A 21,771-nucleotide genomic window follows, 5' to 3' on the forward strand; every position below is an offset into this window, starting at 1 on the left:
TACTTCAGAGCCAAGATCAACTCTTCACTATGATTATATAATTCTATCATCAAACTGGCAACGGTTTCACTAACGAGTTAATGAAAAAGTATGAATATTTTGAAAACCGACAAAAGTTAACAATTGTCTCGCATGCAACAGCGTTCGGCCGGTTGTATAAATATCATCGAGAATTAAAACCTTGCTATCAATCGGTTTTTTCGGAAAATCGGGCTTGATATTGAAAGTCTGAGGGGTCAACATTCGCTCAATTTTATCCTTTTGAGCCTGTGGTTTATCGGCATCTTCTTTCAGAAAAATATCGTTTAAATCAAAAATATTTTTGTACATCTCCAAAACTGGATCAAAACCACGTTTTTTCAAATGAGAATTGCTGGCTGGAATATAGGTCACCAAATCGTATTGATGTTGACTTTGCCATTTTCTGAGGTCAGATTCAAACGCCTGGGCAATCAAAATATCGCCATATCTTTTGTAGCGTTTGAAATAATCGTGCATAAATTCATTGTATTTAAAAATTGCAAAATGTTGATTAAAAATATTGTATTTTTTCTGCCAAATTTGGCAATCCAAACAAATCGGTTCTGGATCATCCTTCAAACAATACTGACAATGAGGGTTTCGTCCCAATTTTTCTAATTCTTTGCGACAAAACGTACATAAATGATCATCATCCAATGCTTTCCACTTTAATATTTCTTGAATCGATAAGTTCTTTTTGACTGCTTGTCCACAATTTAAGCACTGAGTCATTTCGTAAAGGCCTGCCGATTGATCTCTTTGATTTCACGACAAGCTTGTTGAACGCTGCGAGTGTAGTACTGATAATAAAAATGTACTTCGTCATTTGGATGATCCTTAGCTCGTCCGGCACGTCCCGCAATTTGGATCAGTGCAGTTTTGGAAAATTCTCTAGCATCGGCATCAATTACGATCACGGTTATTTTATGAAAGGTCACGCCTCGCTCCAAAATTGTGGTCGTCAAAATAATTGAAGCTTGTTCGTCGCGAAATTGTTGGACCTTCTCAATTCTTTGACCATCTTTTGAACTCACAGAAACAATTGAAACTTTTGGGAAGGCTCGTTTCAACTTTTGTTCAAATCTCAATAAGGCAGAGATTCGCGGGAAAAAGATCATGGCTCTTTGGTGATTTTTTACGATATTGGAAATACGATGTTTCAATCTCGGATTGATCTTCCAAAAGTCGCTAGCTTTGAATAATAAGTGACAATGGGGCTCTGGCAGTGGATGTCCGTGAAACCTTCGATGCAATTTCGAGATACTTATTTCACTTCGATTAACCCGATGTAACAATTCAACCGGCGGCGTAGCTGATAAATAAACGATGCTGCCGGATTTTTTCTTAGCTTTTGCGATAGCCCGTTCCAACATTTCATCACCAGCTAGTGGAAAGGAATCGACCTCATCGATCACTAGTACATCAAAGGCCGCTTCAAACCGGACCAATTGGTGAACGGTCGCTACCATAATCTGACACGGAAAATATTGTTGGTCAGTCTTACCGTGAAATAAACCAATCGAGGTTCTTGAAAAAGCTGCCTGAATCCTTGGATGCAATTCTAGACAGACATCGATCCTGGGTGAACAAATTGCAATTCTCTTCCCTGCCTGAATAACTTTTTCGATTAGTGGGAAAATGATCTCAGTTTTTCCAGCACCTGTGACTGCCCAGATCAAATGATCTGATTTATTTGCATATGCAGCGAGTAGCTCAAGGGAGACTTTTTGTTGCAGGTCAGTTAGCTGTCCAGTCCAACTCATCGGATTTTGCTGAATTGGAAATTTCAGATTACTAGTCGTGATCACTAATTTATCGTCGGTCAACAATTTGCCAAAATTCAGACAATTGCGACAATAAACTTTTTGATCAACGAAAAGATCTGTTTTAATCACAGATAAACACCGTCGGCAGACTGTTTTCCCATCCTTAGTCTGACTGGCTGGAACCACCTGTGCTCCCCGTTTCTTTAATTGACTAATCTGTTGATTACTTAGTAAGCTAGTATTAATGATTCTTCCACCGGAAAGTTCTTCTATATTATTTGTCATATAGTAAATTACGCATTGAAAGGTACTTATTTTGAAAAATTACAAAACTATCGCAAAAACTGCCGATTATCTCAAAGAAATCAAAAAGTCTAAATTTACAGTCCACTTGGCTCAGACTAATTCTGAAGCAGAAGCTAACGATTTTATCGAAAAAATCAGAACTCAAGAATCTGGTGCGACCCATAATTGCTTTGCCTTCATCGTTCAAGAAAATGTGTTGATCGAACGAATGTCTGACGACGGCGAACCTAGTGGAACAGCCGGTTCACCAATTCTCAACGTTCTTCAGCAACAAGGATTGGAGAACGTGACCGCAGTGGTGACGCGTTACTTTGGTGGCATCAAATTAGGTGCCGGTGGATTGATCCGGGCTTATTCTTCCACCACAGCTGAAGGTATCAAAGAAATTGGTTTAGTTGAAAACCGTCTCCAACAAGGTTATCAGTTACGTATTCCCTATCACATGTATGACAAGTTTGAGAATTATGCTAAAAATGAAAAAATTATTCTCGAGAACAAACAATTCTCAACTGACGTCTCCGTCGAAATTTACTTTGACCTGTCAAATGAAACTGAAGAATTGCAAAAGATGGTCGACAGTTTTCAAAATCAGATCAAGTATGAAAAAACAGACCAAGAGTTTAAACAAATCCCAATTGAAGCAAACTAAAAATATTAAATTTTGACATAACTCCAACATCAACAAACTTGCGGCATAAACGTGCGACAAAACATATCTCCCTCCGCCTAAATACAAAGAGGATCTAATTCAAAATACGAATTAGATCCTCTTTTATGTTGGTGCCCAGGAGATGACCATGTTTTGTCACACTCACTACTTTTTATTTTGATTATTCTTTTCGAGTCGTTTAATGAACTTTTGAATTGCGTGCAGCAATGGTTGGCGATTATCGCCGATCAAGCCGATCGATTCGACGAATAGTTCCAAGCCAATCAGCAATGCGACTGCTAATAATAAGCTACCCCAGAAATTAGATAGCGGCAATAGCAATGAAATGAAGGCAAATACTAAAGCCAAGCCATAAATTACCAACACAGTTTGACGATGCGATAATCCTAACTGCATTAATCTATGGTGCAAATGATGCTTGTCGGCTTGCGTAATTGGTTTCTTATTTAAGAATCGACGCAACATTGCATAGACAGTATCAGTGATTGGGACACCTAAGATGACCACTGGGATCAACATAGTAACGAAGGTAACATTTTTTAAACCCTTCAGTGAGAAGACAGCAATCATGAATCCAATAAACAGCGCTCCGGTATCGCCAAGAAAAATACTGGCTGGGTGGAAGTTGTGCGGCAAAAATCCAACCAACGCCGCAACTAAAGCAAATACCCAGATAGAAACATAAACGTTGGTAAGGTTTAAGAAGAAGTAACCCACGATTCCCATGGTGAACAACGCAATTATGGAAACACCAGTCGCCAATCCGTCTAACCCATCAATCAAGTTGACCGCATTGGTAATGGCCAAGATCCAAATGATCGTGATTGGAAAACTCCACCAACCAAGTTGGAACGTACCCAAATATGGAACAACAATTTCATTCATTCGGATTCCAGCTAAGAAGTAAATTACCAATGAGGCAACGAAAATCCCCGCCATTTTAGCTTTTGGCGACAGTTCTCGAATATCATCAATAATACCAGTCAAGATAATGATAACTTCAGCTAAGAAAACACTGAACAATTCATGACTAGGGAACTGATTACGCAACAAAACAAAGGTCGAGAAGGTAAAAGCAATAAAGATTGCTAACCCGCCCATTGTTGGCATCGGTTTTTTATTAACTCGCCGAGCATTGGGATTATCGACCGCTCCCAAAATATAGGCCAGTTTTATAACAAAGGGAGTTATCACGGCTGACAAGATCATCGTCAGGAATAACTTTACAATCACACTAAACATACTCGACATTTCCCCAAAACTCACTTTCCAATAATATTTCAATTATAACAATACCGTGAGCTAATACCAAAACATTATAAAAAAAAAGATAGTGATTTCACTATCTCCCCTAAAATCTATTTAGCTAATTCAACTTTTCTAACCTCACGTACCACAGTGACTTTAATATGTCCTGGATATTCGAGGTTAGCTTCGATTTCATTTTTGACGTCTCTTGATAAAATTGCTGCTTGATCATCAGAAATCTCTTCTGGTTTAACCATAATTCTGATTTCATGACCCGCTTGAATAGCATAACTGTGATCAACACCCTCATGTTTATTCGCAATTTCTTCAAGTTTTTCAAGACGGTGAATGTAGTTTTCCATAGATTCAGATCTTGCACCTGGTCTAGCAGCAGAAATTGCATCTGCGGCTGCAACGATGGTGGCAATCAATGAAGTTGGTTCTACATCACCATGATGAGAAGCAATCGTATTTACGACCACTTCTGGTTCTTTATACTTAGTGGCTATATCCACACCAATTTCTACGTGTGAGCCATCTACTTCACGATCAATAGATTTACCTATATCGTGTAATAACCCTGCTCGTTTTGCTAAAGTAACATCTTCACCCAATTCACCAGCCATAACTGCGGAAATCTTGGCTACTTCGATTGAGTGACTTAAAACATTTTGACCATAACTAGTACGATATTGCATACGTCCAATAATTTTAATAAGATCCGGATTGATTGAGCTGATTCCCAAACTGTAAACAGTTTGTTCACCAATTTCACGGATATGATCATCCATTTCTTTTCTAGCTTTATCAACCATTTCTTCAATACGTGCCGGATGGATACGACCATCCTCAATTAATTTCTCCAAAGCCATCCGTGCTATTTCCCGTCTGATTGGGTCATAAGCACTTAATGCAACCGCTTCCGGAGTATCATCAATAATCAAGTCGACACCTGTCAAAGCTTCGATAGTCCGGATATTACGACCTTCACGGCCGATAATACGTCCCTTCATATCTTCGTTTGGCAATGTGACTGTTGATACTGTAGATTCTGAAACGGTGTCTGCAGCACTTCTTTGAATAGCTGCGACGATTAATGACTTAGCTTCTTTGTCAGCATATTGTCTTGCTTGTTCATTACTTTCGTTGATCATTGTGGCACGTTCGTGAACAAGATGCTTGTTTAGATCATCTAAAATTATTTTACGTGCTTGGTCCCTAGTTAAGTTACTTACTCTTGTCAATTCCGCTTTTTGTTCTTCAAGAGTATTAGTCAATTGTTTATCTTTTTCATCAAGTTGTTTTTCTTTAGCGGAAATATTATTTTCGTTCTTCTCAATATTTTCTTCACGTTTTTCCAACGATTGATCTTTACGATCTAAAATATCCTGACGTTCAAGATTGCGATCTTCTTGTTTCTTAACATCTTGACGACGTTCATTAAGTTCGCTTTCTTGTTTCTCGCGGTACTTGTGTGCTTCATCCTTAGCTTCAAGAAGAGTTTCCTTCTTGAGAGACTTAGCAGACTTTTTCGCATCTGAAATAATATCTTCAGCTGTTTTCTTAGCTTGTGAAAGTTTCTTCTCATAGGAGTCTTTACAGAGAGCATATCCGAAAAAGGCACCTACAATCAATGTTATTAAGGCAAAAAAGAGGGTTATGATAGCATTCGGCATGCTATCACCTCCACTTATTTACTAATTAAATTTGTTTGTAAAATCTTAATATGTACAAAACTTTTACATACAACTTTATATTATAGAATAAAATCAGCATGTCAACAAAACAATCTGCAAAAAAAACGAGACCATTACTTGGTCTCGTTGTCTGAATCCTTAAGCATGTCAATGCTTTCGCCGGTTTTGTCAGTGTCTGCATCTTTTTTATCATCTGATTTATCTTCGTCGGCTTGACCGTCCATATTATAAGCTGCACGAACTTTTGCCATAATCTCGTCCATTTTTTCAGGATTTTCTGACAAGAAGGTCTTAGCATTTTCACGACCTTGTCCAATTCGCTCATCTTCATATGAATACCAAGATCCAGCCTTCTTGATAATGTCCTTTTCGACGGCCATATCAACTAGTTCACCAGTCTTAGAAATACCATGACCATACATGATATCAACGATTGCTACCTTAAATGGAGGGGCAACCTTATTCTTAACGACTTTGATCTTAACCTTGTTACCAATTACATCGCTACCATCTTTGATTTGTTCTGAACGACGTACTTCTAGTCTAATTGTTGAGTAGAACTTCAAAGCTCTACCACCAGGAGTAGTTTCAGGGTTACCAAACATGATACCAACCTTTTCACGGATCTGATTGATAAACAAGGCGATTGTCTTAGTCTTGTTGATCGAGCCAGAAAGCTTACGTAAAGCTTGTGACATCAAACGAGCTTGCAAACCAACGTGGGCGTCACCCATTTCACCTTCGATTTCTGCTCTAGGAACTAAAGCAGCAACTGAATCGACTACAACAATGTCGACCGCACCACTGGAAACCAGTGCGTCAGCAATTTCTAGTCCTTGTTCACCTGTATCAGGCTGTGACAGAAGCAAATCATCGATATTTACTCCTAAAGCGGTAGCATAGGCAGGATCCATGGCATTTTCAGCATCGATATATGCTGCTGTACCGCCTTGCTTTTGAACTTCAGCAACGGCATGCAAAGCAACGGTTGTTTTACCAGAACTTTCTGGTCCATACACTTCAATAATTCTTCCTCGTGGAAAACCACCAACTCCTAGTGCATTATCTAGAGCCAATGATCCAGTTGAGACAGTTTGAATTTGAGTATTCAAGTCGTCTCCCATACGCATAATGGCACCCTTACCAAAGTCTTTTTCGATCTTCTTTAGGGCAACATCTAATGCTTTTTGACGTTCATCTTTTGCCAAATTGTCTTCCTCCTAATGCTTTCATCATTATAAATAGTATTAGTAAATCGTCCAAAAAGCAAGAAAAAAGCAAACATTTGTTCGCTTTTTTTTCTAGGCAATATTTCTAACGAGTACAAAGGCAGATATAACAGCCTTTCGACGAATAGCATTTCGACTTCCATCAAAATGAAATTCTTTTACTTCAACGTTATTACTGATTTTATCGTACACTCCAATATAAACTGTTCCGACCGGACTTCCTTCTAGCGGATCTGGTCCAGCCACTCCGGTCAAGCCAACTCCGATATCCTTTTCTAAGATGATCGCAGTTGATTCAGCCATCTGTTGTGCCACTGGTGCGCTGACCACAGTATGCATTTTGATGACCTTTGAAGGTATGTGCAACATCTGTTCTTTCATTTCGTCAGAATAGGTCACATAACCTCCCTCAAAGACTTTTGATGCATGAGGTACGTCTGCTATCGTTGACTGGAATAATCCAGCAGTCAAGCTCTCAGCAGCCGTAATGGTCTTGTTATCAGCTAATAGCTTCGACACAGTTTCTTCGGGAATATTTTGGTATTCCTCAGGAATACCATTTTCAAAATCTGCAACTTCGATCTGTTCACGAAAGTTTTCAAAAATATCTTTATCCATTGTTCTCTCTTCTAAATTACGACATTATTTTTTAAATACATCTCTGGCTTGCCAGAAGTAATCAAATCCGGAATATAAAGTAAAGAATAAGCAAATGTATAAGAAAATCTCACCGATTGGGAAATTAATAGCTGAGAAGAAGATGTTGTGCATTAACAAGAAGATAATTGCCAACATTTGGGTGGTAGTTTTGATTTTACCAGGCATTTGAGCAGCCATAACTGAGCCGCCTTCTTCAAGTAGCAACATTCTCAATCCAGTAACTGCAAGTTCCCGACAAACAATGATTGCGATAACCCAAGCTGGTGCCATCTTCAATCCAACTAAAAAGACAAATGCAGTCATTACTAACATTTTGTCAGCTAACGGATCTGCGAATTTACCAAAATTAGTCACGATCTTATTCTTTCTAGCAATTTTACCATCAGCTAAGTCAGTCAATGATGCAATGATGAAAACAATTGTTGCAATCACATGATTCATCGGTATGAGGTCATCCATCACATAAATGTCACCCCAGCTAGTGAAATTAAAGGCCAGTAAAATAATAAAGACCGGGATCAAAATAATTCTGAACATTGTTAATTTATTTGGTAAATTCCATTCCATTGTTAGCTTCCTCCACATTATCTATAAGTCATAAATCCCTTGATACCAAGAAATGGCGCCACTCTATTCTCTTAAGCAGACACCATTTTCTTTTTCAAAAAACTATTCAATATTAAATGTTAGTGTTCTTACAATCGAAGAACTATTGCTTGTTGTACCCAGATCTACACTCTTACCAGCCACGGTGATCTTAGTGTATTGGATATTACCAGTGTGGATACTAAATGTCTTAGTATCAGCAGGTACGCTAGTAGACTTCTTATCGCCAGAACTGATTGCTTGTTGCCAAACCATGTTGCTAGTTCCCTCAGTAAATGAGATCCAAGCTTGGCCACCATCAGCAGAAACGACAACATCAGTATCTTTGTTTGCGGGCAAGTTCTTGATTGTGTAAGTACCTTGCGTTGCTGATTCTTTGATACTTACTTCATTAGTAGTTGCCTTCTTAGCAGTAGATTTCTTCTTAGTTGAAGAACTGCTCTTTGACTTGGACTTAGATGTCGTTTGGCTGCTAGTATCCTTCGGAATCGTAACTTGAGACGAGCTCTTGCTACGATTTACCATACCAAAAATGATCACGCCGATAATAATGATAACTACGATTCCGACAATAATTTGAGGAACATAGTTACGCAAGCCTGATAAAAAGGAATTTGAACTTTCAGAGATAGCTCGTTTCTTGGTTGTATCTTCTTGTGTAACTTCTTCATGTGGTTGAGAATCAGGAATCTCAGCCTTGTATTCATCTAGCAATTCATTGCTATCTAAATCAACAGCTTCGCAATATTGCTTGATAAATGCACGAACATAAAAATCACCAGGAAGATGATCAAACTGACCTTCTTCAATGGCAATCAAATATCTCTTTTGAATCTTTGTGACTTGTTGCAAGTCATCAATTGTATAGCCCTTTTTGATACGAGCATTTCTTAACTTTTGGCCAATTTCGTCCATTTCATACCACCATTAACTAATTTTTATAAGTATAACATATCATAAGTATCATCGTTGAATTACAGGAGCCATCCACCTGCAAAATAAATGGTTTGTCCTGTTAAATAATTCGATTTAATTTGTACTAAATATCCAACCAGATCAGCAATCTCATCTGAGTTAGCTAATCGATTGGCCGGGATCTCTTCACGAACGGCTTCTAGATCTTGACTAGAAAACTCATTGTTCATTTTCGTATCTACAGCCCCGGGAGCCACTACATTGACTGATATTCCCAAAGACGCGACCTCTTTAGCGTAAGCATCTGCAAATGAAGACATCGCGCCCTTCACCGTGCTGTAAACAACTTCCATTGCTGAGCCAATTTTCCCATAGATGGAACCAATAAAGACGATTCGTCCATGATGTTTAGTAGCCAATTTATCCTGCAGTTCTTTAAGAATCAAGATTGGTTGCTTGATGTGAATGTTCCACAACGAATCCAATTCCTGCTCATCCATATCTACCAATAATTTATAGTAAGTATTTCCTTGGGCAAAAATTATTGCATCAAGTCCAAAAATTTGCGAGGTCAATTTATCTACATGATCTTTTTCCATATCATATTGAACTGGAATAAAGTCCTGATGTGGATATTGATTTCTTAATTCTTGATACAAGTGATCGATCCGCTCACGATTCTTATTGTAATGAAGGTAAAGCGACCAACCTTTATTAGCTAAATTTTTCGCAGTGCTAGCTCCGATATCGCCGGAACTACCCATTATCAATGCATACATATTATTTTCCATCTGCAATCAAATTATAGTAAGTAAAATTATCATTCTTAAAAACATCTTTTGATGCTTGGAGGACTTCTTCTAGACTGATTGAATTGAGCAATTGGACCAATTGTAAATAATCCACGTCATAAAATTGCAATTCAGCGATTTGATTAGCAATCGCATCAGGTGAATTTTGAGCAAAAAGATATGCTCCAATTGCATCGCGTCTGATCCGTTCAAATTTATCCTTGGTTAATATTTTATCGAGATCATTGTTAAGGAAATAATCACGCAAATATTTCTGAAATTCATCAGGTTTATTCGTCGACCCACTAACAATGATAAAACAATAGTCATTTTCTGCAACAACATTATAAGAAAAACTATCGTCGATGAGGTTTTTATTAGTCATAGTTTGATAATTTTCTGATGATTCTCCAATCAACGTTTCCATGATCATATTCAAAATATATTGATACTTGACCAAGTCGTAGCCTGTCAAGTCAGTATCGATCCGAATTCCAAAAGCAGCTCGACTCTGACTGATCTTCATAGTCGATTGACCGCCAGGACCGATTGGCTCAAATTTATTTTTTTCAATTTCAGTTTGACTATCCATTGATTCAAATGGCGACTGTTCAACCACATCAACGATCTTGTCAAAATCGACATTTCCAACGATCACTAGATCCATATTTGCTGGACGATAACTATTCCGATAAGTAGCCAAAAGATTATCCTTATTGATCATTTGCAATGACTCCGAAGATCCCGCAATATCGGCAGAGATCGGATCATGTGGATACAACTGACTCAAGATCTTTTGTTCAAGGACCCATTCTGGCATATCCAAATACATTTGGATCTCTTGATTGATAATGCCACGTTCAGATTGAACATTCTGCTCAGTGAAGTATGGATGCTCCACCAAATCTAGCAGCACCTTGAGGTTGTCGTAAGGATTTTCTAAGGTTTGAAATAAATATGCTGTCTTTGTATAGCTAGTATATGCGTTTGAATTAGCACCATATTCAGCAAACTTCTCGGACACATCATAACCAGGCTTTGCAAAAAGTTTATGTTCGATAAAATGGGCGATTCCAGCTGGCAAATGTTTTCCAGAACCTAGATTGGTATCAACTGAACCAAAATCGGTCATGGCTACACTATAAGTTTGTTTGTAACCAGGAAGCGGTACAGCAATTACCTGAAAACCACTCGGCATCGTTTTAATTAATTTTGTGAGTTTTTCTGCCATACTATTCTCCAATCAACTTGTATTCAGCAATCAAATGTAAATTATTTGCTACGGAAATAATATGCTTTCGATCTAGTTTGGCTAATTCTTGTTTATATTCTTCTTCGTCGAGCATTGCTTCTGGGTATACGCATTCCCAAATACTACGCATAATATAGTGTTGAATACTATCCGAACTAATGGCTCGTCTAGTAAAAAGCACCTTTTTAGCATGTTCGATCTGATCATCAGTGAATTTGCCATCTTTCATAAATTGCAACTGATCATTGATCAAGGAAATTGCTTGATCCATTGAACTTGCATCAAGTCCGGCAGAAATTGACAAAAGATGATTATTGGGCTGATAAGTACTTGAAACTGAATAAGCTAAACTATTTTTTTCTCTGACTTGTAGGAACAATTGCGATTGATCATCCCCACCAAAAATCAAATTCATTGCTTGAGGAGCAATGTGACTTGAACCCTTTTCTAATTTATCTGATACGTATCCAATAGCTAAACGACTTTGGTTAACTTCCTTGTGGTCAGCTTTTTTAGCAGGATTTTCGATCAGATCGTCAAAGTTCTCAAATTTGATTTTTAAATCTGAACGTTGTTGTTTCAGCAAAACATCTGCAAACTGGCTCTTAAATAAATCCAGGAATTTTGAGCCATCGACATTCCCAACCACGTTGATCAAGACAAAATCATTTTTGACGACATCACGGTAGTAGTCCAATAACTCAGCATTTTCAAGACTAGCAAGTTGCGTCTTATCCCCAAAAAGCGGGATCAACTTGTCAGGATTAGCATGATGAATTAATTTAGACAACTCAAGCATGCTGACCAAATCCTGATTATCAACAACAGCTTCTAAGTTCGACATCATGTTTCGTTTCTCGACGTCAAATGCGGTTTGGTCAAATTCATGTTCGTTCTTCAAATTTGGCTCAAAAATAATTTCTCGCAATAATTCCAAATTATTTTGAACTTGGTTAGTGTCGCCGATCAAAAAGCCTGGATCAGCAAATTCAATACTGAATCCGAGGTCATTAAAATTTAACAACGAACGTGTATAGGCACTGATTTCAGCTCCATATAATTCCATTTCACGATCGTTTAAGGCTTTGAAACTTGGAAATTTTTCGGTCGAATTACTCAGGACGTTAGCTAATAAACGTCGTTTGGTAGATTCATCTTTATTGATCGGACGTAAAAAATCGATTTGGATCTTAATCGTCCGAAATTGATTTAATTGTTTAACGTTTAGTACTACATTTTTGGCTAAGGTTTCTCTCAATTTTCCACCTGTTTTTTCCGTATAGATTCTAACTGTTCAGGAGTCAGCAATACTTTTCTAGGCTTGCTTCCTTCTGATGGACCGACAATGCCTTTTTCTTGCATTTGGTCAACGATCCTAGCAGCTCTATTATACCCAATTGAAAACCTTCTTTGTAACATGGATACGCTGGCTGACTGTTGGTTGACGATCAAATCGACAGCATCGTCCCAATATTCATCGTTTGGCTTGTCTTTGCCGCCTTCGCCACCATCTTCAGAAACATCGGTTGGGATCATATCTTGATCATATTCGGCTTGTTGTTGCGAGCTAACAAAGTTAACAACGTTTTCAACTTCTTCTTCAGAAATATAAGCACCTTGTAAACGGACTGGCTTGCTTTTTCCAATTGGTTGAAAAAGCATATCTCCTCGTCCTAATAGTTTTTCGGCACCAACCGAATCCAAAATAGTTCTTGAATCGACACCACTAGATACCGCAAAGGCAATTCTAGAAGGAATATTTGCTTTGATCAAACCAGTAATAACATCAACTGATGGACGCTGGGTAGCAATGATAATGTGCAATCCAGCCGCACGTGCCATTTGAGCTAGACGAACGATGGCTGCTTCGACTTCGTGTCCGGCGACCATCATCAAATCAGACAATTCATCAACGATAACTACGATAAATGGCAAACGTTCCATTTGCTTATCTTTAGGGGCTGTCTTGTTGTACTCATCAACTTCTTCGTTGTATTCACCAATATTACGATGATTAGTTTCGGCAAAAAGCTTATAGCGTCGTTCCATTTCAGTCACGGCTTTTTGCAAGGCACCAGCCGCCCTTCTGGCATCAGTAACTACAGGAATCAACAAATGTGGAATCCCATTGTAGACGTTTAACTCAACCATCTTTGGATCGATCAAGATGAGTTTGACTTCGTTAGGCTTAGCTTTCATCAAAATACCAGTAATGATGGTATTGATGGCAACTGATTTACCTGAACCAGTCGAACCGGCAATCAACAGATGGGGCATTTTGGTGATATCTGCTTCAATGATATTTCCCGAAACATCTTTACCTAGTGGGACGACTAACGGATTCTTGTTAGCCTTTTGATGCTCCGTGATGTCCTTGAATGAAACCGAAGAGACAGTCTTATTAGGAACTTCGATCCCGACAAATGACTTACCTGGAATCGGTGCTTCAATACGAATATCTTTTGCTGCTAATGCTAGTGCCAAGTCATCAGCTAAGTTGACGATCTTGCTGACCTTAACACCGATAGCTGGTTGAACTTCGTATTTAGTGATTGTCGGACCTAAGCTAGCTTTTTTGACATCAACGTCGACGCCAAAACTCTTAAAAGTACGTTTTAATTTATCTTTATTTTCATCGATCAATCGAACTTCAGCACTCTGATCAACGTTAGGAACTTGTTTCAACAAGTCGACCGATGGCAATTTATAGTCGTCATCAGAAACGTTGTTATGTTCTGCTGCTGAACGTGGAGTTGGCAAATCTTTATCAGCGGTCGCTCCATCAACGCCATAAGGTTTTGAAACCACTTCAGCTTTATGTGCGATTGGTTCAGGCGCGGAACTATCTTGATTTGGCACATCGATGACAAAACCAGTATCTTCATCTCGTGGACGTGTGTCATCAGATTTAGCATCAGGTTCAGAATCATTTTTGTGAGCAAAGCTGTTCACATCTTGATACTTGTCATCTTCACGTTCAACTGCTGCTGTACTCTTAGCCTTTGGTTTAGCAACGGGCTTATCTTTATCCTTGTTGTCGACGTAGTTTTCATATCGTCCGGAAAATGCATCTTTTACAGCGACTAAGCCGTTGCGACAGTGTTGCATAAATGACTTAGTCACATTTGAGAATTGTTCCATGGTTACGTTAAATAACATTAAAATTCCGACTACGATCAGTAAAATCGAAACCAGTGTCGTTCCTAAACTTGAAAATAGAGGCATGCAAATACTGTATAAATAAGAACCGAGCATTCCTCCGCCGACTGAGTGGTAAACCGAGTTGCTGCCCATATCAGCCGTGATGGTATTCCAAGTTACCAGGTTGTAGTTATGATACAAGTCAAGTTTTGAGAACATGAGCTTATGCAGAAAAATCAATACTCCCAAATATGTGAAGACGAAACCAAAATTCCGTTTTGGATTCATCTTCGGCAATTTACCAGTTGCAATCAAAAATGCACCGGCAAAAATACTAACTAGCAATAAGAATTGGTAGCTATCTCCCACGACGATCCGATACAAATTATCGTAGAATTTACCGACGATACCCAACTTGAATAAGCCTAGGACGGAAAATATTATCAACCCTAGACCTACCAATGATTTTATTAGTCTGACATTATCAACTTTATTTTTTTTAGTAGTGCGTTTACGTGTTGTTTTACTAGGTGTCTTCGTCGACTTTCTTCTAGCCATAAATACCTCACCTTAAATTAACTTCATCTTAAAAATTATACATTTTTGTGGCACAAAAAAAGCGCATTTCTGCGTTTTTTTAATCTTTCTTATTCTTCTTTTCACGAAGTTTTTTCACATTTTCATTTGGCTCAACTGAATCCTCAGCAGTGAAGTTTAATGACACGCCTTGATTTAAAGTAACTGCAGTTACTTGATAAGTCAAAGTCTCAATATATTCCACGCATTCGCGCGAAATTTGTTGAACTTCTTTATCTTTGAGGTCTTCTGGGTTGTCGTGGAAATCGATCAATTGTAGCACTTGACCAATTAGACCTGAAACTTTAAAAGGTGCTCCTTGAGGATGAATTTCAAATGGCACGATCACTTGATAGATCTTACCTTTTGTCTCATCCATTGGATTGCCATTTTCATCCTTCAATTCCGGATGCTCGATTGAAACATGGATCTCCTGTTTGACTTCATCGCTAGGATTAGCCATGTCGTAATGAAATGATTGGACTGTAATTGGACCTTTGTTTGTTTTCATGATCTAGCTCCTTAATCTAATTTGTCGTGCTCATAATGATGACTTAGTTCAAGACCTGCAAAATGCTGTTGACGAACTGCTTCATAGATCACCAATGCTGCAGTGTTTGATAAATTCAAAGCACGGATATTATCGCTCATTGGAATTCGCAGACATTTTTCAGGATTTTCACGCATGAATTTTTCAGGCAATCCGGTAGTTTCCTTACCGAATAAAAAGTAGTGGTCAACGCTAGTATCCGAAAAGTCTGTGTCACTATATACTTTATCAGAAAACTTAGTGATCAAATACAAGTATTGTTCATCAGGAATGCTGTTCATGAAGTCGTCTAGATCATCATGATAGGTGATATCGACTTTGTTCCAGTAATCTAGGCCAGCACGTTTCATATGTGCATCGTCAGTGCTGAAACCTAGAGGTCGGATCAAATGTAATTTTGTGTTAGTTCCTGCACAAGTACGAGCAATATTCCCGGTATTTGCAGGCATAAGTGGTTCAAATAATGCAATATGATTAGTCATTTTTATCTCCTTAAAATAAAAAACGCATTCCCTCGGTGAAGACCACAGCAAGGGCATGCGTTATGAAACTTATCTATTTACGCGCTTTTATCAAAATCTCTTCTGATAAAAACACGCAATGAAAAAGTTTAAAATCATTATAAACTATGATTTCAGCCCATTCAATAGGTTAATGAATTATTTGTGATTTTTTTCCGAATCTTTTGTGACATCAGAAATTGGTTCAGGTTGTGGATTCTTTGGTGCTTGTGATTCTTCTTCGATAATATCTTCATCGGTATACCAAGAAGAATTTCGCTTGAACCATCTGAAGATACGAGTACAAATAATCTTTAAAATGGCAAAAATTGGAATACCAGCGATCATTCCGATCAAACCATACATCCCTGCCGACACTAGTAAAACTAGAATAGTCGTGACCGGATGCATTTGCATCTTATTACCAACAATAATTGGCGAGATCACACGAGTTTCAATGGTCTGTTCAACTAAGAACACGATAATTACTTTCAAAACCATTGATGGTGCAATAAAAGCAGCAATTACCAACGATGGCAGCAAGGCTAGCGTTGAACCAATGTAAGGAATCAAGTTTAAGATACCGGCAACTATACCTAATACTAAGGCGTAACGCTGACCGATAATCAAATACCCAACAAAGAACATTACCGCTACCCAAAAGGCCACAGTCAATTGACCAGTAATGTATGAACTTAATGATTGACTCATTTCAGTAAGCATTTCGCTAGTTGACTGTCTAGCACGATTAGGAACAAATTTGATAACAGATTCCTTAAATTTCTTATCGTCTTTTAGCATGAAGAACAAGATAAAAGGTGCTGTCAATAAGATCATCACTACATTAGTAACAACACTCAAAGCAGACCCAATATTGTTAAATGTCTGGGGAACGATCGAGTCCATCGACTTTTCAAAACTCTTGCTGATGTTTTGGTCAGCCGACATCAGACGATCCCTAAAGACGTGCATCTTAGGATCTGAGAACAAATGTTGCAATCCTTTATTTAATGAATCCCAATAACTAGGCCAATTCTTGATCAATGAAGTGATCTGACTTTGAACTAATGGAATCAATGACATGATTCCCCAAACTATCAGTGCTGCGATAATAATAAATACCACTGAAATCGACAATATTCGATTAACGTGAAATTTCTTTTCAAGCACATTGATCAATGGGTTGATCAAATAGTACAAAATCAACGCTAAAATCACAGGAGGCATGGTAATGCCTAAAATTTGGCCAACTGGCTGAAATACAAAGCTGATTTTTGAGAATAAAAAGATAATTAAGAAAACAATTAAAATGTTGATCAATAAAACAGTTGCGTGGTTATTCAAAAACGAACGATAAAACCAACTTTTTTCTTTTCTTGATTCTTTCATGGATAGCCCCCATATAATTATTTGGCATTAACCATTATACTGTAGAGTATACACGTTTGGAGGTAATCTGATGTTAGAAAATGTTCTACTTAGTGGCTACACTAGAAAAACTGGAAAAGGTATTTATAAATCTCAATTAGATACTGATACCGGTGAATTAACAGATCCAAAATTATTTATCGAATTAAACGGTCCAACCTACATTGATGTGACCAATGATCTCAAATTAGTTGCCATCGCAAAAGATGACAATGGCGGCGGTATCGCACTCTACGATATCAGTGGCGACGAACCGAAATTTTTGGATAAGGACTTATCTGAAGAGACTTCCCCTTCATACGTCCATGTCGACAAAAGCAGCAATTTAGTTTTCAGTGCCTATTTTCATTTGAGCGAAGTAACGATTCATCAAATCACCGCTGACAACAAACTTGAATTACTATCAACAATTCATTTTGAAGGAACTGGCCCTCGTCCCGAACAAGACCAATCAAAGCCTCATTACAGCGTTTTAACGCCAGATGGCAAGCTGATTATTTGCGACTACGGTGCAGATAGAATTTACTTGTATGACATTTCTGATCCAAAGAATCCGCAATTGTTAACTAGCTACATTGCACCAGCTGGATATGCACCAAGACATTTGGTGTTCCACCCTACTAAGCCATATATTTACGTGGCTTGCGAATTATCTTCAAAAGTTTTAGTGCTCCATTACGATGCCAAAGAGTCACGCTTTACATTAGTTGACGAAGCCAGTGCTGCTAAAGACGAGCAAAAGAATACTACCGCAGCTATTCGGATCACGAAAGACGGCAAATTTTTATATGTATCGACTCGTGGAGCTGATACTATTGCTAGCTTTGAAGTCAGTGAAGATGGCTCTCGCTTGAAGGAATTAGGCACAGCTAAGACTAAAGGTAAAGGACCTCGTGATTTCGAGTTAGACCCTTCTGAAAAATTTTTACTAGCAGCAAATCAAGACTCTGACAATTTGACACTATTTAAACGTAATCCTAAAAAAGGAATCTTAACAATTACTAAAGATAGTATTGGCATTCCTGAGTGTGTATGTGTACACTTTATCTAGTTTCAAAAAATGTAGGAGAATAGACTATGCTCATTGAAATTATCAAGACTATCATTCTTGGTATCGTTGAAGGATTTACAGAATTCCTGCCAATCAGTTCAACCGGACATTTGTATTTGGCTAATGAGTTCGTCAAACTAAGCGAACCCAAGGCATTTATCGACATGTTCATGGTGGTTATTCAGTTTGGGGCAATTTTAGCGGTTATCTTAATTTACTTCCACAAATTAAACCCCTTCTCACCGAAAAAGAACCGAGAAGAAAAGAATCAGACTTGGCAAATTTGGTTTAAAGTTATCATCGCCATTCTACCTTCAGTCATTATTGGTTTACCATTAAACGACTGGATGGAAGAGAACTTAACTAGTTGGCAAGTAATTGCTGCCACACTATTGATTTACGGTATTTTATTCATCGTCGTTGAAAATTATTTCAAAGGCAAAGAAGCTCGTGTGACTGATCTAAACAAACTTTCATATGGAACAGCTTTGGGAATTGGATTATTCCAAGTCCTTTCATTAGTTCCTGGTACATCACGTTCAGGAGCAACTATTCTTGGTGGTATCTCAATCGGTACTTCAAGATACGTAGCAACAGAATTCTCATTTTTCTTAGCTATCCCAACCATGTTTGGTGCAAGTTTGTTGAGGATCTTCTCATACTTCCACAAAGGAAATTCCTTTACTGGCGACCAAACAATCATCTTATTAGTCGGCGTTTTAGTATCATTTATCGTCGCTTATGCCTCAATCAAGTTCTTGCTTAACTATATTAAGAAGAATGACTTTAAGGCCTTTGGTTGGTACAGAATTATTTTAGCTATCATCGTTATTTTGTACTTTGGATTTATGAAACGCGCATAATCTTAAAGCTGAGACGTAAGTCTTGGCTTTATTTTTTTGTGTTATACTAGTTGAACATTTTGAACCTATTTGGAGGATGTCTATGTACAAAGAAATTGCTGTCGAAAACTTTACTAATATTCCTCATGCTGTTCTAGCAGGAGCTAACAGAATCGAATTAAACGATAACCTAGCTGTCGGTGGAACAACGCCCAGCTTAGGTGTCTTACAAGAAACTAGTAAGTATCTCCAAGAAAAATCGATCCCACTCGTTGAGATGATCAGACCTCGCGGCGGTAACTTCGTTTATAACGATATTGAGTTAAAAATGATGGAAACTGACATTTTTCAAGCCCAAAAATTAGGTATCGATGCAGTCGCCTTTGGTGCCTTGACCAAGGATGGCCAACTGGATGAAGATGCTCTAGAAATGATGATTGGCGCCTCTTCTGGTATGCAAGTAGTCTTCCATATGGCCTTTGACCAAATTGATCCTAAAGACCAACCCGCTACCATCGACTGGTTGATCGACCACGATGTTGATCGTATTTTGACTCACGGTGGAACATTGGATCAACCAATCGAAGCAACTATCCCAAACATTAAAAAGACGATTGCATACGCTGACGGTAAAATCGATATTTTACCAGGCGGCGGAATTACTTTTGAAAATGCTGATGCAGTCGCTAAAGAATTAAATGTAAATGCCTTGCGTGGAACAAAGTTGATCGACTTAAATTAGAATCAAGTAATGTAAATAGCCATACCCCGTTATCTTTGGGATATGGCTATTTTAGTGTCTAATTAAACTTTTCCCTGTGCAGAAAAACCATAGATCAAGAATTTTCTAAAGAATACCGCAACGATTATTGGTGGAATGATGGAGATTATTCCAGTCGCAGCAATCAATCCATAATTAATTGAATCTCTGGTCATAAAATCTGAAAGGATCAGTGTCAATGTACGATTTTTATAAGTAGTCAACAGAATCATCGGTATCATATATTGTTTCCAAGTAGCTAAGAAGATGATCAAAGTGCTGGTTACTAAAATCGGACGACAAAGTGGCACGGCAATTTCAAAAAATGTCTGTGGTCCAGAAAAACCATCAATTTTAGCGGCTTGCCAAATCTCAGGAGAAATCGATTTGAAATAGTTTAAATTTATCCAAGTCAATAAAGGCATAATTGATGACGTGTATATGATGGCCGTCCAGAACATGCTGTCCAATAGACCCAAGTTTTTGAACACGTTATAAATTGGGATAATAGTTGTCAGCACTGGGAAAACCAGTGTTAAAAATAAAATTGTGATAAATAATTTCTTAAATTTGAAATCATATTTGAATAAAGCGTAACTAGTAATAAAAGAAACTGGTAAGGCAACAATGATAGTCAAAATTGAGATTTTTAAACTATTCATTAAACCTAACATCACCGTTTCGCTTTGCGGAGTACTGAAATTAAAAATTGTTTGATAGTTATCAAATGTCATACTCTTGCTGCTGAATTGAAATTGCGATGACAGCATTTCTGATTCTGGCGTCAGACTGATAACCAAACACCAAATAATCGGCAACAGCGTCAAGACAATGATTAACAAGCATGAAATTGTATACCCAATAGTTGATTTTTTCATTTTCATCCCTTAATATCTCTCGTCATATTTTTGACATAAAAATAACCAACGATTCCAGATAGAAGCATGATTATGTATGAAGTTGCGCTTCCCATTCCAAAATCTAAGAAATTGAAAACAGTGGAATAATTATAGACTAAAAGCGTTGCGTTATCCGTTTGATAACCTGACAATGCAATCACCTCATCAAATACATTCATTGCCGTAGTGGTCAAATTTATCAGCACGACCCCTAGAGATGGCAACAATAGTGGCAAAGTTATTTTGGTAAACGATTGCCATTTTGACCCACCTTCTAGTCCAAACGACTCAGCGTAAGTATCTGGAATGTTTTGTAAGTTCGCCAAAATTAAAATTGCACAAAATGGAACAGATCTCCAAATTATAATAATTGCAATCACAATCAAAAATAATGAACGACTAGTTATCCAGGAAATTGGTGCGTTAATTAAATGTGATTTTACTAGCAAGTTGTTTAACAAACCATATCCAGGAAAGAAAATAAACTTCCACATAATTCCATTGACTAGCGGTGGCAATGCCCAAGGGATAATGACGATTGCAGTTAAGATGGATCCAAACTTGGTACTTTTATTCAAAATAACCCCGACAAAAATACTCATGATCAAGCCAAGGATAACTACGAGTATTAAAATTGCGATGTTATTGATCAAAGCATCGCGAAATTCAGAATTAGTTAATACTTTTCGATAATTTTCGAATCCGACAAAATTATTCTGTTGGCCTTCAGTCAGATTCATGTTTCTCAAACTATAGCTAAATGTTGTTATGATCGGATAAAAAACAGTTCCACCAATTATCAAGATGCACGGTAATAACAAGGCAAAAGCTATGATATTTTTATTTCGTATTTTTCCCATCTA

The 21,771-nt window shown here is 37.8% G+C and carries 21 protein-coding genes; 4 read left to right on the plus strand and 17 right to left on the minus strand.

The window, feature by feature from the left end; genetic code table 11:
- Positions 1-69: 69 nt before the first annotated feature.
- The gene (locus LKF16_RS04695; RefSeq protein WP_291469113.1) at positions 70-753 is read right to left on the minus strand and encodes a ComF family protein; all 684 of its coding nucleotides are present in this window, start codon (positions 751-753) and stop codon (positions 70-72) included.
- Positions 750-2,072: a helicase-related protein gene (locus tag LKF16_RS04700; protein ID WP_291469115.1), complete on the minus strand. Its 1,323-nt coding sequence runs from the start codon at positions 2,070-2,072 to the stop codon at positions 750-752. The genes LKF16_RS04695 and LKF16_RS04700 overlap by 4 nt, the downstream gene beginning before the upstream one ends.
- Before the next feature lie 31 nt (positions 2,073-2,103).
- Between LKF16_RS04700 and LKF16_RS04705 the strand changes: the two genes are divergently transcribed.
- Positions 2,104-2,742 carry a YigZ family protein gene (locus LKF16_RS04705; RefSeq protein WP_291469117.1) on the plus strand — a complete coding sequence of 213 codons (639 nt, stop codon included), beginning with the start codon at positions 2,104-2,106 and terminating at the stop codon, positions 2,740-2,742.
- 165 nt (positions 2,743-2,907) lie between these two features.
- On the opposite strand, the gene LKF16_RS04710 is transcribed toward LKF16_RS04705, so the two are convergent.
- From LKF16_RS04710 to LKF16_RS04770, 13 genes are all read right to left on the minus strand, one after another.
- The gene (locus LKF16_RS04710) at positions 2,908-4,005 is read right to left on the minus strand and encodes a glycosyltransferase family 4 protein (RefSeq protein WP_291469119.1); all 1,098 of its coding nucleotides are present in this window, start codon (positions 4,003-4,005) and stop codon (positions 2,908-2,910) included.
- A 116-nt stretch (positions 4,006-4,121) separates the two neighbouring features.
- Positions 4,122-5,687 carry a ribonuclease Y gene (rny, locus tag LKF16_RS04715; RefSeq protein WP_291469121.1) on the minus strand — a complete coding sequence of 522 codons (1,566 nt, stop codon included), beginning with the start codon at positions 5,685-5,687 and terminating at the stop codon, positions 4,122-4,124.
- A gap of 134 nt (positions 5,688-5,821) precedes the next feature.
- Complete coding sequence (recA, locus tag LKF16_RS04720; RefSeq protein ID WP_291469123.1) at positions 5,822-6,916, minus strand: recombinase RecA; 1,095 nt, start codon at positions 6,914-6,916, stop codon at positions 5,822-5,824.
- 93 nt (positions 6,917-7,009) lie between these two features.
- The gene (locus LKF16_RS04725; protein WP_291469125.1) at positions 7,010-7,555 is read right to left on the minus strand and encodes a CinA family protein; all 546 of its coding nucleotides are present in this window, start codon (positions 7,553-7,555) and stop codon (positions 7,010-7,012) included.
- A gap of 24 nt (positions 7,556-7,579) precedes the next feature.
- Positions 7,580-8,164: a CDP-diacylglycerol--glycerol-3-phosphate 3-phosphatidyltransferase gene (gene pgsA / locus LKF16_RS04730; RefSeq protein ID WP_291469127.1), complete on the minus strand. Its 585-nt coding sequence runs from the start codon at positions 8,162-8,164 to the stop codon at positions 7,580-7,582.
- Between the two features lie 102 nt (positions 8,165-8,266).
- The gene (locus LKF16_RS04735; RefSeq protein WP_291469129.1) at positions 8,267-9,118 is read right to left on the minus strand and encodes a helix-turn-helix domain-containing protein; all 852 of its coding nucleotides are present in this window, start codon (positions 9,116-9,118) and stop codon (positions 8,267-8,269) included.
- Between the two features lie 59 nt (positions 9,119-9,177).
- Complete coding sequence (gene ymfI / locus LKF16_RS04740) at positions 9,178-9,897, minus strand: elongation factor P 5-aminopentanone reductase (protein ID WP_291469131.1); 720 nt, start codon at positions 9,895-9,897, stop codon at positions 9,178-9,180.
- 1 nt (position 9,898) lies between these two features.
- Complete coding sequence (gene yfmH, locus LKF16_RS04745) at positions 9,899-11,140, minus strand: EF-P 5-aminopentanol modification-associated protein YfmH (protein WP_291469133.1); 1,242 nt, start codon at positions 11,138-11,140, stop codon at positions 9,899-9,901.
- A gap of 1 nt (position 11,141) precedes the next feature.
- Positions 11,142-12,419 carry an EF-P 5-aminopentanol modification-associated protein YfmF gene (gene yfmF, locus LKF16_RS04750; protein WP_291469135.1) on the minus strand — a complete coding sequence of 426 codons (1,278 nt, stop codon included), beginning with the start codon at positions 12,417-12,419 and terminating at the stop codon, positions 11,142-11,144.
- On the minus strand, positions 12,416-14,860 hold the full coding sequence (locus LKF16_RS04755) for a DNA translocase FtsK (protein WP_291469137.1): 2,445 nt from the start codon (positions 14,858-14,860) through the stop codon (positions 12,416-12,418). Before LKF16_RS04755 ends, yfmF begins: the two co-directional genes overlap by 4 nt.
- Positions 14,861-14,939: 79 nt before the next feature.
- Positions 14,940-15,389: a DUF1149 family protein gene (locus LKF16_RS04760; RefSeq protein ID WP_291469139.1), complete on the minus strand. Its 450-nt coding sequence runs from the start codon at positions 15,387-15,389 to the stop codon at positions 14,940-14,942.
- A gap of 11 nt (positions 15,390-15,400) precedes the next feature.
- Complete coding sequence (gene trmL / locus LKF16_RS04765; RefSeq protein WP_291469141.1) at positions 15,401-15,910, minus strand: tRNA (uridine(34)/cytosine(34)/5-carboxymethylaminomethyluridine(34)-2'-O)-methyltransferase TrmL; 510 nt, start codon at positions 15,908-15,910, stop codon at positions 15,401-15,403.
- Between the two features lie 177 nt (positions 15,911-16,087).
- On the minus strand, positions 16,088-17,317 hold the full coding sequence (locus LKF16_RS04770; protein WP_291469143.1) for an AI-2E family transporter: 1,230 nt from the start codon (positions 17,315-17,317) through the stop codon (positions 16,088-16,090).
- A 70-nt stretch (positions 17,318-17,387) separates the two neighbouring features.
- On the opposite strand from LKF16_RS04770, the gene LKF16_RS04775 reads away from it, so the two are divergent.
- From LKF16_RS04775 to LKF16_RS04785, 3 genes are all read left to right on the plus strand, one after another.
- Positions 17,388-18,407, plus strand: coding sequence for a lactonase family protein (locus LKF16_RS04775; RefSeq protein ID WP_291469145.1), 1,020 nt, complete (start codon positions 17,388-17,390; stop codon positions 18,405-18,407).
- 26 nt (positions 18,408-18,433) lie between these two features.
- Positions 18,434-19,270, plus strand: coding sequence for an undecaprenyl-diphosphate phosphatase (locus LKF16_RS04780; RefSeq protein WP_291469147.1), 837 nt, complete (start codon positions 18,434-18,436; stop codon positions 19,268-19,270).
- Between the two features lie 82 nt (positions 19,271-19,352).
- Positions 19,353-19,991, plus strand: a complete 639-nt coding sequence (locus LKF16_RS04785) for a copper homeostasis protein CutC (RefSeq protein ID WP_291469149.1) — start codon at positions 19,353-19,355, stop codon at positions 19,989-19,991.
- A gap of 62 nt (positions 19,992-20,053) precedes the next feature.
- Here the strand turns inward: LKF16_RS04785 and LKF16_RS04790 are convergent, their stop codons facing one another.
- Both LKF16_RS04790 and LKF16_RS04795 read right to left on the minus strand, forming a co-directional pair.
- Positions 20,054-20,887 (minus strand): carbohydrate ABC transporter permease, encoded by an 834-nt coding sequence (locus LKF16_RS04790; RefSeq protein WP_291469151.1) that lies wholly within the window; start codon positions 20,885-20,887, stop codon positions 20,054-20,056.
- A gap of 2 nt (positions 20,888-20,889) precedes the next feature.
- Positions 20,890-21,768 carry a carbohydrate ABC transporter permease gene (locus LKF16_RS04795; RefSeq protein WP_291469153.1) on the minus strand — a complete coding sequence of 293 codons (879 nt, stop codon included), beginning with the start codon at positions 21,766-21,768 and terminating at the stop codon, positions 20,890-20,892.
- Positions 21,769-21,771 lie beyond the last annotated feature (3 nt).

Origin of the sequence: Companilactobacillus sp. (assembly GCF_022484265.1) — a bacterium.
In the GTDB taxonomy this organism is placed as follows: domain Bacteria; phylum Bacillota; class Bacilli; order Lactobacillales; family Lactobacillaceae; genus Companilactobacillus.

Coding starts and splice junctions, on each gene's coding strand:
- LKF16_RS04695 (WP_291469113.1), bottom strand. CDS start 753: ATGACTCAGTGCTTAAATTGTGGACAAGCAGTCAAAAAGAACTTATCG.
- LKF16_RS04700 (WP_291469115.1), bottom strand. CDS start 2,072: ATGACAAATAATATAGAAGAACTTTCCGGTGGAAGAATCATTAATACT.
- LKF16_RS04710 (WP_291469119.1), bottom strand. CDS start 4,005: ATGTTTAGTGTGATTGTAAAGTTATTCCTGACGATGATCTTGTCAGCC.
- rny (WP_291469121.1), bottom strand. CDS start 5,687: ATGCCGAATGCTATCATAACCCTCTTTTTTGCCTTAATAACATTGATT.
- LKF16_RS04725 (WP_291469125.1), bottom strand. CDS start 7,555: ATGGATAAAGATATTTTTGAAAACTTTCGTGAACAGATCGAAGTTGCA.
- pgsA (WP_291469127.1), bottom strand. CDS start 8,164: ATGGAATGGAATTTACCAAATAAATTAACAATGTTCAGAATTATTTTG.
- LKF16_RS04735 (WP_291469129.1), bottom strand. CDS start 9,118: ATGGACGAAATTGGCCAAAAGTTAAGAAATGCTCGTATCAAAAAGGGC.
- ymfI (WP_291469131.1), bottom strand. CDS start 9,897: ATGTATGCATTGATAATGGGTAGTTCCGGCGATATCGGAGCTAGCACT.
- yfmH (WP_291469133.1), bottom strand. CDS start 11,140: ATGGCAGAAAAACTCACAAAATTAATTAAAACGATGCCGAGTGGTTTT.
- LKF16_RS04755 (WP_291469137.1), bottom strand. CDS start 14,860: ATGGCTAGAAGAAAGTCGACGAAGACACCTAGTAAAACAACACGTAAA.
- LKF16_RS04760 (WP_291469139.1), bottom strand. CDS start 15,389: ATGAAAACAAACAAAGGTCCAATTACAGTCCAATCATTTCATTACGAC.
- trmL (WP_291469141.1), bottom strand. CDS start 15,910: ATGACTAATCATATTGCATTATTTGAACCACTTATGCCTGCAAATACC.
- LKF16_RS04770 (WP_291469143.1), bottom strand. CDS start 17,317: ATGAAAGAATCAAGAAAAGAAAAAAGTTGGTTTTATCGTTCGTTTTTG.
- LKF16_RS04775 (WP_291469145.1), top strand. CDS start 17,388: ATGTTAGAAAATGTTCTACTTAGTGGCTACACTAGAAAAACTGGAAAA.
- LKF16_RS04780 (WP_291469147.1), top strand. CDS start 18,434: ATGCTCATTGAAATTATCAAGACTATCATTCTTGGTATCGTTGAAGGA.
- LKF16_RS04785 (WP_291469149.1), top strand. CDS start 19,353: ATGTACAAAGAAATTGCTGTCGAAAACTTTACTAATATTCCTCATGCT.
- LKF16_RS04790 (WP_291469151.1), bottom strand. CDS start 20,887: ATGAAAAAATCAACTATTGGGTATACAATTTCATGCTTGTTAATCATT.
- LKF16_RS04795 (WP_291469153.1), bottom strand. CDS start 21,768: ATGGGAAAAATACGAAATAAAAATATCATAGCTTTTGCCTTGTTATTA.